Source organism: Sphaerisporangium sp. NPDC005288, from assembly GCF_040607475.1.
Taxonomy (GTDB): domain Bacteria; phylum Actinomycetota; class Actinomycetes; order Streptosporangiales; family Streptosporangiaceae; genus Sphaerisporangium; species Sphaerisporangium rhizosphaerae.
The window spans coordinates 75676-91349 of record NZ_JBEXGT010000007.1 but is presented as its reverse complement, the minus strand read 5'-3'; the positions used below and the strand labels follow the sequence as shown (position 1 = coordinate 91349).

The window sequence follows — 15674 nt, the reverse complement described above, 5'->3', positions numbered from 1 at the left end:
CGTGCTCGCAGCGCTCGCCGCGCTGGAGGAGGCGTACGCCCGGCGCGGCGCCCCCTTCGAGGGCCGCACCGGCGCGGGGGCGCCGGTCGTCGGCTACGTCGGGGCGGACATGCCGGTCGAACTGCTGACCGCCGCCGGCGCCCGCGCGTTCCGCCTCACCGGCGACCCGGAGTCCGATTCCGCGCTCGGAGACCGGTACCTGGGCCGCGGGGTCGACCCGGTCGCCCGCTCGGTGCTCGCCCGGCTGCTCGCCGGGGCCTTCGGCGACCTCGATCGCGTGGTGGTCTCCCGTGACTGCGAGGCGTCCCTTCGGCTGTTCTACGCGCTGCGCGAGCTGTCCCGCGTGGAGCCGGGCAGAAGGCTGCCCGAGGTGTACCTGGTGGACATCCTGCACCTGCCGCACCGCACGACCGCCCTTTACAACCGCCGCCGGATCGGCGAGTTCGCCGCCAGGCTCGAAGCCTGGACCGGCCGCCCCCTCGACCTGGCCGGGGCGGTGGCGGCGCACAACGAGCGGCGCCGTCTGCTGGCCGCCGCCGCCGAGCTGCGCAGGGCGGTGCCCGCCCGGCTGACGGGGCGGCAGTTCCTCGCGGTGGCCGGCGCGGCCCTGCCCGTGGAGGAGCACGTCGCGCTGCTGGAACGGCTGCTGGCCGAGGCCGGACGGCTCGCGGAGCACGCCGGGCGGCGGGTCTTCCTGAGCGGCAGCGACCACGACACCCCGCACGTCTACGAGGCCATCGAGTCCGAGGGCCATGTGATCGTCGGTGAGGACCACTCCTTCGGCGAGCCACTCCGCGCCGAGCCGGTCGGCGGGGGCGGCCTCGACGCCCTGGCCGAGCACTACCACCACAGCGGTCCGACCGCCCACAGGGCGACGGCGGCCGAGCGCGCCGCGCACGTGGCGACGGCCGTACGCCGCTGCCGGGCCGAGCTGCTCCTCGCCTATTCCAGGGTGGGCGACGAGGCTCCGGCGTGGGACTTCCCCGCGCAGCGCGCGGCGGCCGGCATCCCCGCGGTCTCGCTGGAGCGCCAGGAGTACGGGCGTGCCGACCTGACCGCCCTGCGGAAGGACGATCCATGCGCAGTGTGAAATCCCTCGCGACGGCGGCCGAGGCGGGCAGGCACCAGCGCGAATGGTTCGCCGACCTGCGCAGGCGGGTCGCCGCCGGCGAGCCGTTCGCCCTGCTGAACGCGGACGTCCCCCACGAGATCTTCCGCACGATGGACATCCCGTACGCGGTCGGCCAGTGGTGGGCGTCCCTGGCGGCCGCCAAGCAGCGCTCGGGGCACTACCTGGAGCTGGTGCGGCAGCGCGGCTATCCCGACTACTCCGAGCAGTACAACTCGGTCACCCTGGGCTCGGCCTTCGATCCGGAACCGGACTCCGGCCCGTGGGGCGGCCTGCCGAGGCCGGACATCATCGTCGGCGACGCCTCCGGCGACCTCACCCGCAAGATCTTCGACATCTGGGGTCAGGAGCCCGGGGTCACCTTCTACCCGCTGGAAAGCGCCGCCGAGAACGAGGTCCCCGCCAACTGGTGGGAGCTCATGCCGCACCGGTGGGAGCAGGCCGTCGGCCCGGCGAGGCTGGACCTGCTCACCGCGGAACTGGAGAACCTCGTGAGGTTCCTGGAGACCACCACCGGCAGGCGATTCCGCCAGTCCCGTTTCCGTGAGGTGATGGCGCTGGTCAACGAGCAGGAGGAGTGGAACCGCAAGACGCGCGACCTCATCGCCCGCGCCCGGCCCGCCCCGCTCGGCGTCGTCGACAGCATCCCCAGCGTCATGCTCCCCCAGTGGCACCGCGGCACCGAGTGGGCCCGGGACATCGCCAGGCGCTTCTACGAGGAGGTGCGCGACCGGGTCGAGGCCGGTCATGCCGTGTGCCCGGGCGAGCGGGCCCGGCTGATGTGGATCGGCCGCGGCCTCTGGTACGACATGGGCTTCTACCAGCGCTTCGAGGAGGAGTACGGCGCGGTGTTCGTCTGGTCGATGTACCTGGCCATCGCCGCCGACGGGTACATCCGCCATGGCGAGGACCCCATGAGGGCGCTGGCGGCGCGCTTCGCCGCCTTCACCGACCAGCTCTACACCCCGCCGTGGTCCAGCGAGTGGTATGTGAAGGAGGCCCGCCTGCACGGCATCGACGGCGTGGTGCACCTGGTGTCCGACGACCCCCGGGGCAGCTACTTCACCGCCCGCGCACTGGAGGCGGCCGGGTTCCCGGTGCTCGAGATCCACGCCGACAACGTCGACACGCGCACCTTCGACGGCGAGGTGGCCGAGCGCGTCGGCCGGTGGCTGGAGCAGGTCGTCCTGGCCTGACCCGCGTCTTCTCCATGCGCTGAAAGCGCAGGCCGTGCCGGCTCTCTGCTCCGCCATGAGGTCCGGCATGGACCCGGCGCGTGCACGGGCACGTCCACACGACAGAACGCTGAACAGATTTTTGACGATCGTCATTCAAGTGACTTATATTCGCACCATTCGCCGTCCCAACTCAGGGGGAGTCCCATGGATCTATCCGGCAAGGTCGCCGTCGTCACCGGTGCGGGCCGCGGCCTCGGCCGCGCGTACGCCGAGGCGCTGGCCGCGGCCGGGGCGGCCGTGGTCGTCAACGACGTCGACGGCGAAGCGGCCGCACAGGTCGTCGACGCCATCACCGCCGACGGCGGCAGGGCACGGAGCGTCGTCGCCCCCGTCGGATCCGCCGAGGTGGCCGACCGGCTGGTCGCCACCGCCGCCGAGGAGTTCGGCCGGCTGGACGTGATGGTCACCAACGCGGGCATCCTGCGCGACCGGGTCCTGTGGAAGATGTCGGACGACGACTTCGACGCGGTGGTCGAGGTGCACCTGCGCGGCACGTTCACCTGCGCGCGGGCCGCGGCGGTGCGGATGCGCGAACAGGGGACCGGCGGCCGGCTGGTCCTGATCTCCTCGCCGGCCGGGCAGCGCGGGAACTTCGGCCAGACCAACTACGCGGCGGCCAAGGCCGGCATCGTGGCGATGGCCAGGACGTGGGCGATGGAACTGGCCCGGGCGGACATCACGGTGAACGCGGTCGTCCCGGTGGCGGCCACCGAGATGACCAAGAGCATTCCCGTGTTCGCGCCGATCATCGAGGAGGCGGAGCGCACCGGCGGGCCGCTGCCCGAGTGGCTGCGCAAAGACGAAGGCCTGGGCACGGTCGAGGACGTGGCGGGCCTGGTGGTGTTCCTCGCCTCGGACGCCTCCGCCGGCGTGACCGGCCAGGCGATCGGCATCGGCGGCGACCGCCTCGCGCTGTGGTCGCACCCGGCGGAGAAGGCCGTCGCGTTCGCCGACGGAGGATGGACCGCCGAGGCCATCGCGGCCTCCTGGCGGTCGGGCGTCGGCGCCGAACCGGAGACCTACGGAATCCCCGCGCCCGCGGTCCCGGCCGCGGAGGCTAAGGGAGTCTGACATGACGGTCATGAACCTCGCCGAACTGGTCGCGATCGACGTGCACACCCACGCGGAGGTCTCCAAGGACGGGCACGGCTCGCTGAGCCCGGAGCTGTTCGGGGCCTCGGCGGACTACTTCAAGGCCCACGGGCACCGGCAGCCCACCATCGCGGAGATGGCCGCGTACTACCGGGAGCGGAAGATGGCCGCGGTGGTGTTCACCGTGGACGCCGAGCACGCCACCGGGCACCCGCGCATCGCCAACGAAGAGGTCGCGGAGAGCTGCGCCGAGCACGCCGACGTGCTGATCCCCTTCGCCAGCGTCGACCCCTGGAAGGGCAGGGCGGGCGTGCGCGAGGCGCGGCGGCTGGTCGCGGAGCACGGCGTGCGCGGGTTCAAGTTCCACCCGAACATCCAGGGCATCGCCCCCAACGACCCCGTGGCCTACCCGCTGTACGAGGCGATCGAGGAGCTCGGCGTCCCGGCGCTGTTCCACACCGGGCAGACCGGCATCGGGGCCGGCGTCCCGGGCGGGGGCGGCATCCGGCTCAAGTACGGCAACCCGATGCTGGTGGACGACGTGGCCGTCGACTTCCCCGAGCTGCGGATCATCCTGGCCCACCCGTCGTTCCCCTGGCAGGACGAGGCGCTGGCCGTCGCCACCCACAAGCCGTACGTCTACATCGACCTGTCGGGGTGGTCGCCGAAGTACTTCCCCCCGCAGCTCGTGCGGTACGCCAACACGCTGCTGAAGGACAAGGTGCTCTTCGGCTCCGACTACCCCGTGATCACCCCCGACCGCTGGCTGGCCGACTTCGCCAAGCTGGAGATCAAGCCCGAGGTCCGCCCGAGGATTCTGAAGGACAACGCCGTACGCCTGCTCGGGCTCGGCTCCCAGGAGAGGACGACAGACAGATGACCACCACGGCGAACGGGCTGGACGAGATCAAGGCGCTGGCGGGCAGGGATCTCGGCCACAGCGGCTGGCTGGAGATCACCCAGGACCGCGTGAACACCTTCGCCGACGCCACCGACGACCACCAGTGGATCCACGTCGACCCCGACAGGGCAAAGGGCGGGCCGTTCGGCGGCCCCATCGCCCACGGGTACCTGACCCTGTCCCTGGTCATCCCGCTGTTCAACGAGCTGCTCGACATCCAGGGCGTGAAGATGAGCGTCAACTACGGCCTGGACAAGGTCCGCTTCCCCAGCCCGGTCAAGGTGGGCGCCAAGATCCGTCTCGGCGCCACCGTCGCCTCGGTCGAGGACGTCCCCGGCGACGGCGTGCAGATGGGGCTCGACTGCACCGTCGAGATCGAAGGCGCGGACAAGCCCGCCTGCGTCGCCCGCGCCATCTACCGGCACTACGCCTGACCCACGCTCGGGCGCCACCCTCGACGACTCCCCGACCGCCTCTCGTCGGCTCCCCGACCGGCCTCGACGACCGCCCGGCCGCCCTCGTCGGCTCCCCGGCCGGCCCGCTCGAGACTCCCGGCCGGCCCGCTCGACGATCCCGCGCCGCCGCACCCGCTCGATCCGGGCGCCTTTCCTGATCCCCAGGCTCACAGGAGGTCCACCACCGATGCGCAACGCCGGACTGGGAGGGTGGCCCGCCCGCCGGGCCCTGATGACCCCGGACCGGACCGCGTTCGTCTTCGCGGACCGGCCCGTCACCTACGCCGAGGTCCATGAGCGGACGACGCGGCTGGCGTCGCGGCTCCGCGCCGCGGGGGTGCGGGCCGGTGACCGGGTCGCCTACCTCGGCCGCAACCACCTCGCCCTCGTCGAGACGATGTTCGCCTCGCACCTGCTCGGGGCGATCTTCGTGCCGCTGAACTTCCGTCTGGCCGCCCCCGAGATCGCTTACATGCTGGACCACTCGGGCGCCGGGGTCCTGGTCTACGCGCCCGAGTGCACCGAGATCGTCCGAGCCCTTCCCGGCACCACGGCTCCCCTCCGGCTGATCGTGGCCCTCGGTGCCCCCGGGCCGGGGGAACGGCATTACGAGACCTGGCTCCAGGAGGGGGAGCCCACTCCGATCGACACGCCTGTGCGGCTGGAGGACACGGCGCTCATCCTCTACACCTCGGGCACGACCGGGCGTCCCAAAGGGGCGATGCTCACCCACGGCAACCTCGTGTGGAACTGTTTCAACCTCCTGTCCGGCGTCGACGTCACGAGCGAGGAGGTGACGCTGATCAGCGCGCCGCTCTTCCACGTCGCCGCCCTGGACCAGACCCTGCTGCCGACCTTCCTCAAGGGCGGCCGCTCGGTCATCACGCCGTCGTGGGACGTGGAGGAGTGTTACGACCTCATGGAGAAGCACGGTGTCACCTGGATGTTCGGGGTCACCACGATGTTCGCCGCGTTCGCCCGCTCGCCCCGGTGGACCGGCGCGGACCTGTCGTCGCTGCGCCACCTCATGGCCGGGGGCGCGGCGGTCCCCGCCGCGCTGATCCGCACCTACCAGGAACGGGGGCTGGTGTTCTGCCAGGGATACGGGCTCACCGAGACCGCTCCCGGCGCCACCTTCCTCGAGGCCGACCAGAGCGTGCGCAAAGTCGGCTCGGCGGGGGTGCCGGTGTTCTTCGCCAACGTGCGGGTCGTCCGGCCCGACGGTACGGACGCGTCGGCGGGACAGCCGGGCGAGGTGCTCATCCAGGGACCGAACGTGACGCCCGGCTACTGGCGCGACCCGGAGGCGACCACGGCGGCGTTCACTGACGGCGACTGGTTCCGCTCCGGCGACGTCGCCGTGCTCGACGAGGACGGCCACCTGTACGTCATGGACCGGCTCAAGGACATGTACATCTCAGGCGGGGAGAACGTCTACCCGGCCGAGGTCGAGGCGGCGCTCTTCGAGCATCCCGCCATCGCCGAGACCGCCGTACTCGGCGTACCCGACGCCGAATGGGGCGAGGTCGGCCGCGCGTTCGTGGTCCTGCGCCCCGGCGCGAGCGTCACCCCCGACGAACTGCGCGCCTTCCTCCGCCCCCGCCTGGCCAAGTACAAGATCCCCCGCTATTTCGACCTCACCGACGACCTCCCGAAGACCGCCTCAGGAAAGATCCGGAAACCCCGCCTGCGCGACCTCCCACCCCCGGACACCGGCCCCTCGACCTCGCCGGCCCCTCTCTGAGAGGCGGATACGCCCCCGCACCCGACCGCGAAGAACCTGGTCAGAGAAATCTCCGGTCCGGTGTCGGCTGTTCCAGGGGTCTACGGGGACCCTGCCGCCCGTCTGACTCGAAAATGCACAATCTCTGCCCCCCACTTGTCCAGATACGGCAACCGGGCCAAAATCAGTTCAGCCTTCAACTATCTGGTCGAGGGTCACTGCACGGATGAGGAGAGGCATGAAGCGCACCATCTCTGTTCTCGCCGTCACCACCGGCGTCCTCGGCGCCATGCTCGCCGGCGTGAGCCCCGCGTCCGCGGCCGCCCCCGCGGTCGACTGCTCCACGGGCGGCTACACCCGGGTCCTGAACACCTACATCCCCACCAACATCCAACGGGGGGCCGTGGACGGCCGTATCTACAACATCACCGGTCCGACGGCCTACACCTACGAGATCTGCCTCGACATCCCGGACACCTCGACCTTCACGATCGAGGCGCACATCCGGGCCGCCGACGGGTCCACCAGCGTGTTCCTGGACGACCGGCCCGGAGACAAAATCCTCCACTTCTCTCCCGGCGCCAACACCTTCTGGCAGATCTACGGCACGATGACCGGCCCCGGCAGCACCTACATCTACTACACCTGGAACGAGAAGCAGATCCCCGCCTGACCCGAACCGGGCCGGCCGCCCGCCCAACGAGCCGGCCGGCCCCCTCCCCTGCCCCATCCCAGACTCTGAGCGAAGCACACGACAGCGGACGACCCGGCCTGTAGGCCGGGTTCTTCCGGCAGCACTTCTCTGACCTGCGGTGATCCACCGCAACCGCTTGTGAGCCGGGACTCTGCATCTCAGCAGTTGTCAGCGGTTTCGGAGGTCTTCCGCGTTCCGGCGGGACAGCCGTGAGTCACCGCGCTGACCGGAACGTGGCGGCCACGCGGCTCATGAGTCCCGATAGGCGCGCCGGCCGGCGGACAACCTGGCCAGGGCGTCGTCGGATGGGGTGCCGGGCTCGGCATGTGCGACAAAGAGTCGCTGGCCGGGGACACCGTCGATGGCGAACGTCGCATGCCAGAGAGTCAGATCGCCGACGCGACGATGGCGATAGCGCCCCTTCTCATGCGCTTTGACCTGTATGTCATGGCTTTTCCATATTCGGCGAAAGTCCTCGCTTGCGAGCGATAGCTCCTCCACCAGGGCGAGAACCGATGGGTCGTCCAGGTCTGCACCGACTGCAGCGCGCATATGGGCGACCTTGAACCGTGCCTCCTGTTCCCAGTCAAGGAAGAATTCGCGTGACGCCGGGTTGAGGAAGGTCAGCCGAAGCAAGTTGTCACTATGGGACAAACCCTCAAGAAATGCGGCGGTCTCAGCGTTTTGGACGAGGATGTCCAACCGGCGGCTTACCACAAACGCCAGGGCATGCTCCCAGTTGTTCACGAGGCGGAGAACGGACGGGCAGGCGTGGTCGGCCACATGCGTACGCCTGAAGCCTCCTCGCGCAGAACGGGCAAGCTCGTGCAGGTGTCCTGTGGCCTCGTAGTCAAGGCCGAAGACTCCGGCCAAGGCGTCTAGTACAGCATCGGAGGGGCTGCGTTCCCTTCCCTGCTCAAGTCGCGTGTAGTAGTCGACGCTGACTCCTGCCAGCATTGCGACCTCGTCGCGGCGCAACCCTGGCGTGCGGCGGCCGCCCGCGCCTCGCAGTAGCCCCGCCTGTTCGACGGTTGTCGCCTGCCGTCGGGCACGCAGGAACTCGCCTAGCAGGTTTTCCACGCTAGACACAGTAAGAAGTTCTATGGCAAGGCATGGCAAAGCGGTCATCTATGGTCAGCAACGTACGGGAGTGGTTCAACACTGCAGCCTCGGTTGATGGTTGACATGATCAACCAGTAGGCGTGTCGGGTGTGCGACCCGCGGCATGAGCGGGTGTTCCCGTGTGAGGGAGTGCTGTGTTGCTGTGTTGCTGTGTTGCCGGTCGGCGGTTGCGACGTGTAGGACGACTCTTGTCGTCACGTCCGTACGCCTGAGGTGCCGGGAGCTGAATCATGGATGATCGTTTCAACGTGATCGTGAGTGCAGGATCGCTGAAGGTGACGGACGAGCACGCGGTGCATTTCCCTCATCGATGGACGCCCGAGGGCGTGAGCGTCAGGGCGGACTTCACCGGAGGACATCTCCTTCACCTCGCGGCGGCGGGATGCGTCCTCAACGACCTTTACCGGGAGGCCGCCGCACTGGGAATCGAACTCCTGGGAGTGCGCGTTTCCGCGGCCGGCGGCTTCGATATCGAGAGCTGGCGGTCAACCGGGATCACCTACACCGTCGACGTCAGCTCCACTGCTCCAGCCGGAAGCATCGCCCACCTGATCGACATCGTGGACTCCGTCGCCGAGATCCCCCGCGCCATCCGACGGGGTGCCACCGTGCAGAGGATCAGCTAACGACCATGCAGGAACACAGCCAACGAGGCTTGATCCGCGCCGACCTCAATCCGAAGGTCATCCAGTCTCGCCTTGGACATGCGACGATCTCCGAGACGATGGACACCATGGGCATCTGTTCCCGGACGATGCCGATCTTGGACGGGGAGCCATCGACAGCATGTTGAACCTCGCCGACCGGAACAGCAGCGGAGCAGAGGTCACCTCCGGGCGTTGAAGCCCTGGTCAGAGGGGTGACAGCGGGCGAGTCGGCCTGTAGGCCGGTTCTAATGCGCCTGCCCATGACCTGCGGCGAGATCAAGGAGATCGCTTCTGAGCTGCCAGAACGCCGCCGTTGGTTGACAGTGCTCGCCCCTGTCTTCCTACGCCATGTGCCCTCAATGTGCCCTCGACGCCTCCGCGTCATCCTCAGGGACCGTCACCACGCCTGCGGCTTCGTCGGATTCCGAAGTCGATCAGCCACATCCGCACGGCCGGAACAGGAACCGCCAGCAGCATCCCGTAGTGGAATGATGCGGTGGGACAAGGAAGGAAGGCGCCGATGACCGGTAGCGAGAGCGCGTTCGTCACGGACGACCTCTGGGAAGAGTTCTGGATCAATCTCTTCCCGGTGTGGCGGCGGGTGTTGTGCGGCTCCGACACCCTCACGCCCCCGCCCGCGGCTCCGATCCTGCGTCGACGCCGCCTCACCACCGACTTCGATTGGGTGGGGACGTTCGAGCCCGTCAGGTTTCTGTCGGCCGTGACGCAGGCGCTGCTGTGGGACGAGAATGGCATGGATCTGGGACCTCTGACGGGCCGGTCGTGGCAGCTGCTCCAGTTGGGCGGCCCCGCCAACGTGGATCTGAAGCAGTTGAGCGGAACCTCCGTTCGCCGACTCATCTTGTCGAATGTAGACGTAGAGGACTTATCGGGCCTGCAGGACATCGTGGGCCTGAGATCTCTCGCTCTGGCGCATGGCGACTTCGGGTCGTTGCCACCCCTCGATCACCTCGCCGAGCTCGTTCTGTACGCGGAGGCCGACGTCGATATCGCCGCCGCGCGGACCCCCTACCTTCGGGTCATCCGCCTCAACGAGCCCTATTTCCCACCCTTCGGCCCTGACGACGTGTGAGTCGTCGAACCGGCCCGAGAGCCGCACAGCCCGTGTTTCCGGTGGAGTGCTTCGAAGGTTCCGGGCAGCGCGATCACCGTGATTCAGAGGCCCGGCGGCTCAGAACATCGAGATGTGATCAGTTGACGACTCCCCGGCCAGCCGGGATGGCTCCCTGAGAATGCCCTGATCTTGCTGGAGTGTGGAAACATGCCGGCCAGAGGGGTGACAGCGGGCGAGTCGGCCTGTAGGCCGGGTAATCACGACCCCTCCCTGAGGGGCAGAGAGGCTACCTGCACCGGACTGTGAAGGGCCTGGTCAGAGGGAGTTTCCCCCTCCCCTCCCCTTCCGGTCCGGTGTCGGCTGTTCCGGGGTCCTACGGCTGACCGTGCTGACCTTGTGCTGACCCTGCTGACTCTCTCCTGCCCTACGGCTCAGCTGTCGCCAGCGCCTCCCTGAGGCTGTCTGCCACCCGCTGTGGGCTACCTCGCTGGGATCAGTGACACACACGAGGCGACGACTCCTTGGTGCCCTCCTACCGACCTGCGACCCCGGGGGGTTTAAGCCCTTCGCGCGGTAGAACCTACTATCGCCTCAGAAAATTGTTTCGTATACGGGGACCCGTTCAGGTCAGGACCCATTCTCCTGGTCCTCATCCTCTACGCCTTCACGAGGAACAACAAAGGAGCCCATACCAGGCTCAGTACGGATTAACCCGTCAGCGCGTAGCGCCCTGTGAACCTTCTGCCCGGTAGCCGTGGCTATGCCGTACTCCGCTTGGAGCTGGATCACTGAAGGCACCTTGTCGCCAGGTCGAAGCTGGCCACCCTCGATCTGGCCTCTGATGATCTCGTAGACCTGCCTCCATCGCGGCTGGTCCACCTTCCATTCGATCACCCGGTCAACCGTAGGAAGCTGTAGCAGATCAGCCAAGCGATAGCATGCCTAGCATGGCATAGCATGCTTGGCCTATCATCAAGCCATGACCCTTCCCGAGAAGGTGCGGAAGATCCTGGTCAACCTTGAGGGTCGTCAGGTTTCCATTCCGGCTACCGAATGCATCGTGTACCTCGCCCAGGCATACACGGACCCATCCAACCCATTTCCCACCCATGTCCACGTAACCAGCCACTTGGGAAATGCCTGGACCTTTCTCCGTCAAAGCATCACGGCCGGAGGATACGGGCATGTCGTGGCATTCGACGTGACCCTCCCCAACCGGCCGCACAAGTTGAAATGCCTTGGCCGAATCGACGGCCCCACCAAGGAACCGATAATTCCCTGACCGACTCTCCTGGAATCCAACCCTCCCCATAGGCACCCACCAGGCTCACTCTTGGTGGGTGCTTCTTTATGCCCCCACAGAACCCATATCGGCTGGCCGGGAATGGGGAGGTACCAGGAAGGGACTGTCGGCAGAGGCAAGGCGATGCAATTGGGCATCGCCGATCGGCTGGGAAGGAGGATAGGTAAACATGCTCAAATAAGGGGGCGTAGCCCCCCTCTTTCTACTACTTCTTACCTACCCCTAGAAGATCACCCTATGTAGACACCTATAATACGTAGTGTAAATAAGGGTAGGTATATGGCGGCCATCCAAGGCCGCCCATCAAGGTAGGTAAGGTAGTGATATGGGCGACCCTGAAGGTCGCCCTACTCTTAACCCTTCCCTGAATTCTTCTGCCGTCCAAGAGGCCGCCTTCAGGGCGGCCTAGATAGTTCAGTGGGTAAAGGGGGGGCGGAGACCCCCTATTAGGGTCCCCACCTACCCACCTACCCACCCTGCGGCCTTAGGCGGCCCGCTGCCTCTCCGCCTGCTCGGTCAACCCCCAGACCCCTTGGCCGACCTGCTTGACGGGGATCGTCTTTCCTAGGTTCTTTCGGAAGGTCTCCGCAGACTGCCCGTATCTCTCGGCGAGTTTTTCCGCCGCCTTGTTCTGTGACAGTCCCTGGCAGTTCTCCACGACATAAATCGCTTGGGTCAGCCGTCTATCCAAGTTGGCCTTGTTGTTCTCCCTCTTCGGCTTCTCCTTCTTTTCCCATTCCTTCGCCAGCGAGAACCGGAGGTCCTTGGAATCCCCTAGGGTCAATCGGCAGACCTTCTCTGCCGTATGGTTACCCCGGACTGTCAGCCTATGGGTTCCGCCGCCTTGTCCATTCTCTTCAAGATGGAGGATGACCCTAGGCCAAGAGGTGATGAATTGAGACCCATTGATTGACTTCCCGCTTCCATAACCCATCCCCGCCTTGGTGGCGTGGTGTACCACGATCACAGGAATCCCGGAGCCAACGACTCTGTTGATTCGGTCAATGGTTGGACGCACACCATGCCTCTGTGTCAGATCGGCTTCAGGCGGCAAGAGACCGTCCAGGTTATCAATGACCAACACTTGAGCCTCTTGTGTAACCATGCGCAGATCATCAGGGTCCCGAATGTCTTCGACGAAGAACACATCACTGAATTCCCGATCAAGCCGCCCGTAATACTCATTGAACTCGGGCAGGCCACCTGCGTCCGTAAGGGAAACGGCTACCCGCATTCTCTCGGACACGGGAACGCCAAGGAGTGGCACACCTGCGGCCAGTGAATGAATGATCTGGCGGACCATGACGGACTTGCCGACCTTGGGCTGTCCGTAGAGGAGTGTCACCGCCCTTGAGATAAGCCCTTCCACTAGGTACAGGTTGTCCGCCTCCAACTTCCTCACGGCCTCGATCATTGGAATTACCCCCATGACACTCTCCTTTTCTGTATTGGTTGGGTACCCGAAGTCAGTGGCTGTTCATCCACTGATCGATCTCACTCAGCCGGAACCGGTATTGGTTGCCGACCTTCCGGTGAGGAATCCCATGCTTGATGACGTTGTCGTAGATCCAGGACGTCGGCTTCCCCAGATGAAGGGCGACTTCCTTCGTCCCGACCCATCGCTCCTGCGCTTCCTGGATTTGGGCATGCGCCATCGCCGTACGTGCCACCTTTCCCCCGTCGTCTTTCCGTGCTTCCCGTTCTGCCCCGTCCCCGTTCAGAGTCTAGCACCCGACACCTGCCACCCGCCGTGTGTCAGGTGGTACTGTATGTACATGACGACCTTCTACGACCCCAAGCCTTGGGGCCTCCGCCTACCGGAGAACTGGCACATCACCCACATGGACAACGGGAAGCCCTACCAGATCACCGGCTTCTATGACGTCCTCGGATGGGCTGTTCGCATTCACTACAATCCGCCCGCCCCATGGGACGGCCCCTCAGGGATAGACATCGACTTCAGGGGTGACGAGGAGGAGATCGAGAGTGCGATCGAGTCTGACGGAATCACCGTGGACGTCCTTCGCTCTATCCCTCTAGGTGAGGCCAGAAGGGTGATAGCCGACATCGCTAAACAACTCCGAGAGAAGGAGGGGATTCCCGAACTCCCCCAACTCCCCCGCAGGCTTGAGACCCCTCACCATTACGCCGTCGTGGCCCAGGCGTACATCCAGGCCGTGGAAGCCGGGAGAAAGAATCCGATCCTCTACCTCTCCGACCTTTGGGGAATAAGCAAGAACACCATGGCCGCTCGGATCAAAAAGGCAAGGGAGATGGGCCTTCTCACGGGAGAGGAGGGGAAAACCGCCGACCGTCTCACCGACAAGGCCCGGGAGATCCTTAATGGGGTCAATCCCGATGAACCCCCTTACTGAAGCCCGAATAGCCCTACAAGGCCCCACAGCGGTCAGAGGGGAGGGCGATGGGTTTTCGGGTGTTCCAGTACCCCACCCCCAGGAAAGTGTCTCAGATTTGACTATAGGGCCGTTCAGGGGCATTCCAGAGAATGCCTAGTCCCCAATAGTTCACACAGGAGGTGATTACCTTGGCGCCGGTGTTCAAGAAGTGCGGCTGTTCCAACAAAGGACGCTGTGACCACAAGTGGACCGTCAGGTATCGGGAGCCCGGAGGTAGGACAGCCAAGCAGAGGGAGAGGTCTTTTCGGCTCAAGAGTGAGGCCGAAGCGTTTCAGGCCAAGGTAGAGAACGAGAAGAACCAGGGAACGTATTCGGACCCTAGCCGAGGGAGGGTGACCTTCAAGACGTATGCCGACGGGTGGATGGCGGATATGCCCCATCGGCCTTCTACGGCGGACACCTACACTCGGCATCTGAGGAACCACATCTATCCCACGTTCGGGAACAAGCCTCTCAACACCATTCGTACCAGCACCGTTCAAGGTTGGGTGAAATCCCTGACCGAAAAAGGACTAGCCCCTTCAACGATCGAAACGGTCTACAACATCTTCGCCAGCATCATCAGAGGTGCCATGAAAGATGACCGGTTGGGGAAGTCCCCTTGTGTGGACATCAGGCTTCCCGACGTTCACCCGACCAAGGTGAGTCTTCTTTCCGCAGAACAGGTCAAGGCTCTCGCTGATGCCGTTCCCTCTCGGTACAGGGCTTTGATCCTGGTCGCGTTCGCTGCGGGTCTCAGGCAGGGAGAAGCCCTTGGCCTATGTCAGAGTCGCGTGCTGTTCCTGGAACGGAAGCTCAAGGTCGATCAGCAGGTCACCCTTACCGGGGAGAAGGAAGACGGCTCCAAGGGCACCAGACCCACTCTGAGCGCCCCTAAGACCAAGGCCAGTGTTCGGGAGGTGCCCCTTCCTTCGTTTGCCTTAGACGCGCTCTCAGCGCACATCAAGGACTTCCCTCCCGAGGGTGACCTTCTCTTCGGCACCGTGAGAGGTAACCCAATGAGACGGGACTACTTCAACGCCAAGGTCTTGAAGCCTGCCCTCAAGAAGGCGGGCCTCCCTGAAGAGACCACCTTTCATGACCTGAGGCATTCCTTCGCCAGTACGGCCCTTGCTGGGGGAGTGCCGATCTCGGACGTCTCTAAGTGGTTGGGCCATGCCTCGATCACTGAGACCGTGGACACCTACGGGCACCTCCTACCTGAGGCAGACAGCCGTGTCCGCTCTGCTCTCGATGGGGCCTTCAACCGGTCGTCCGAGAGTGAGGGTGCTGACTTGGTGCTGACTCTTGCCAGGTAGGGATCAAGGAATCCCATGCTCAGAAGCGTGAACAGCGGGCGAGTCGGCCTGTAGGCCGGGTTTTGTCCTTTGCTGGTGCAAAGGGGCGACCATCCATCTAGGGCCGCCGTTGCCGGTGGCCTCAAGCGGTCTACCCGCGCGACTCGGGCGGGTCACCCTCGAACGCCGCGCGCGGGGTCTCCGAAGAGACCCCTTCTTGACCTTGCTCCAGGTGGGGTTTACCTAGCCGCCCACGTCACCGTGGGCGCTGGTGGTCTCTTACACCACCGTTTCACCCTTACCTCCCGCGAAGGGGAGGCGGTCTGTTTTCTGTGGCACTGTCCCGCGGGTCACCCCGGGTCGGCGTTACCGACCACCTTGCCCTGTGGAGCCCGGACCTTCCTCGGCGGGGCTCGAGAGCCCCGACGCGGTCGCCCGGCCGACTCGTCCGCTGTCGTCCCACTCTATCGGATCACAAGTCGCCGCCAACCCGGTGACAAGCACGACCAGGCCATATGGGACGGGCGCCGCGGTGATCGTCCACGCCTCCGCGTCGTCGCGGCATGCCGGGACGACGCCGGCAGGCGGCGAAGCGCGTCAG

At 65.8% G+C, this 15674-nt stretch carries 16 protein-coding genes and 1 other RNA gene; 12 read left to right on the top strand and 5 right to left on the bottom strand.

All coding sequences use genetic code 11. The features are described from left to right. Position 1: 1 nt before the first annotated feature. The 7 genes from ABZU32_RS09495 to ABZU32_RS09465 all read left to right on the top strand — a co-directional run bounded on the left by ABZU32_RS09495 (position 2) and on the right by ABZU32_RS09465 (position 7211). Positions 2-1090, top strand: coding sequence for a 2-hydroxyacyl-CoA dehydratase family protein (locus tag ABZU32_RS09495; RefSeq protein ID WP_354919490.1), 1089 nt, complete (start codon positions 2-4; stop codon positions 1088-1090). Beyond that, complete coding sequence (locus tag ABZU32_RS09490) at positions 1078-2325, top strand: 2-hydroxyacyl-CoA dehydratase family protein (RefSeq protein ID WP_354919487.1); 1248 nt, start codon at positions 1078-1080, stop codon at positions 2323-2325. The genes ABZU32_RS09495 and ABZU32_RS09490 overlap by 13 nt, the downstream gene beginning before the upstream one ends. 186 nt (positions 2326-2511) lie before the next feature. Then, a complete protein-coding gene (locus ABZU32_RS09485; protein WP_354919484.1) occupies positions 2512-3438 on the top strand; it encodes an SDR family NAD(P)-dependent oxidoreductase in 927 nt (308 codons plus the stop codon). 10 nt (positions 3439-3448) lie between these two features. Next, the gene (locus ABZU32_RS09480; protein WP_354919762.1) at positions 3449-4339 is read left to right on the top strand and encodes an amidohydrolase family protein; all 891 of its coding nucleotides are present in this window, start codon (positions 3449-3451) and stop codon (positions 4337-4339) included. Then, positions 4336-4794 (top strand): MaoC family dehydratase, encoded by a 459-nt coding sequence (locus ABZU32_RS09475; RefSeq protein ID WP_354850909.1) that lies wholly within the window; start codon positions 4336-4338, stop codon positions 4792-4794. Before ABZU32_RS09480 ends, ABZU32_RS09475 begins: the two co-directional genes overlap by 4 nt. A 208-nt stretch (positions 4795-5002) precedes the next feature. Next, positions 5003-6559 carry a long-chain fatty acid--CoA ligase gene (locus tag ABZU32_RS09470; RefSeq protein WP_354919481.1) on the top strand — a complete coding sequence of 519 codons (1557 nt, stop codon included), beginning with the start codon at positions 5003-5005 and terminating at the stop codon, positions 6557-6559. A gap of 217 nt (positions 6560-6776) precedes the next feature. Then, positions 6777-7211: a hypothetical protein gene (locus tag ABZU32_RS09465; RefSeq protein WP_354850903.1), complete on the top strand. Its 435-nt coding sequence runs from the start codon at positions 6777-6779 to the stop codon at positions 7209-7211. 270 nt (positions 7212-7481) lie between these two features. Here the strand turns inward: ABZU32_RS09465 and ABZU32_RS09460 are convergent, their stop codons facing one another. Then, positions 7482-8312 (bottom strand): helix-turn-helix transcriptional regulator, encoded by an 831-nt coding sequence (locus tag ABZU32_RS09460; protein WP_354919478.1) that lies wholly within the window; start codon positions 8310-8312, stop codon positions 7482-7484. Between the two features lie 272 nt (positions 8313-8584). Between ABZU32_RS09460 and ABZU32_RS09455 the strand changes: the two genes are divergently transcribed. Both ABZU32_RS09455 and ABZU32_RS09450 read left to right on the top strand, forming a co-directional pair. Continuing rightward, complete coding sequence (locus ABZU32_RS09455; protein ID WP_354850898.1) at positions 8585-8980, top strand: hypothetical protein; 396 nt, start codon at positions 8585-8587, stop codon at positions 8978-8980. A gap of 541 nt (positions 8981-9521) precedes the next feature. Further along, positions 9522-10094, top strand: coding sequence for a hypothetical protein (locus ABZU32_RS09450; protein WP_354919475.1), 573 nt, complete (start codon positions 9522-9524; stop codon positions 10092-10094). A 609-nt stretch (positions 10095-10703) separates the two neighbouring features. Here the strand turns inward: ABZU32_RS09450 and ABZU32_RS09445 are convergent. Then, positions 10704-10955 (bottom strand): winged helix-turn-helix domain-containing protein, encoded by a 252-nt coding sequence (locus ABZU32_RS09445; RefSeq protein WP_354919759.1) that lies wholly within the window; start codon positions 10953-10955, stop codon positions 10704-10706. A gap of 100 nt (positions 10956-11055) precedes the next feature. Here ABZU32_RS09445 and ABZU32_RS09440 point away from each other — a divergent pair, with 100 nt between their 5' ends. Next, positions 11056-11358, top strand: coding sequence for a hypothetical protein (locus ABZU32_RS09440; RefSeq protein WP_354919473.1), 303 nt, complete (start codon positions 11056-11058; stop codon positions 11356-11358). 505 nt (positions 11359-11863) lie between these two features. On the opposite strand, the gene ABZU32_RS09435 is transcribed toward ABZU32_RS09440, so the two are convergent. Then, on the bottom strand, positions 11864-12808 hold the full coding sequence (locus tag ABZU32_RS09435; protein WP_354919470.1) for an AAA family ATPase: 945 nt from the start codon (positions 12806-12808) through the stop codon (positions 11864-11866). Positions 12809-12845: 37 nt separating this feature from the next. Next, on the bottom strand, positions 12846-13034 hold the full coding sequence (locus ABZU32_RS09430) for a helix-turn-helix domain-containing protein (protein ID WP_354919468.1): 189 nt from the start codon (positions 13032-13034) through the stop codon (positions 12846-12848). 120 nt (positions 13035-13154) lie between these two features. Between ABZU32_RS09430 and ABZU32_RS09425 the strand changes: the two genes are divergently transcribed. Both ABZU32_RS09425 and ABZU32_RS09420 read left to right on the top strand, forming a co-directional pair. Continuing rightward, on the top strand, positions 13155-13754 hold the full coding sequence (locus ABZU32_RS09425) for a hypothetical protein (protein WP_354919465.1): 600 nt from the start codon (positions 13155-13157) through the stop codon (positions 13752-13754). A gap of 179 nt (positions 13755-13933) precedes the next feature. Then, the gene (locus tag ABZU32_RS09420; RefSeq protein ID WP_354919462.1) at positions 13934-15094 is read left to right on the top strand and encodes a site-specific integrase; all 1161 of its coding nucleotides are present in this window, start codon (positions 13934-13936) and stop codon (positions 15092-15094) included. Between the two features lie 35 nt (positions 15095-15129). On the opposite strand, the gene rnpB is transcribed toward ABZU32_RS09420, so the two are convergent. Beyond that, positions 15130-15520: RNase P RNA component class A (gene rnpB, locus ABZU32_RS09415), an RNA gene on the bottom strand. Positions 15521-15674: the final 154 nt, after the last annotated feature.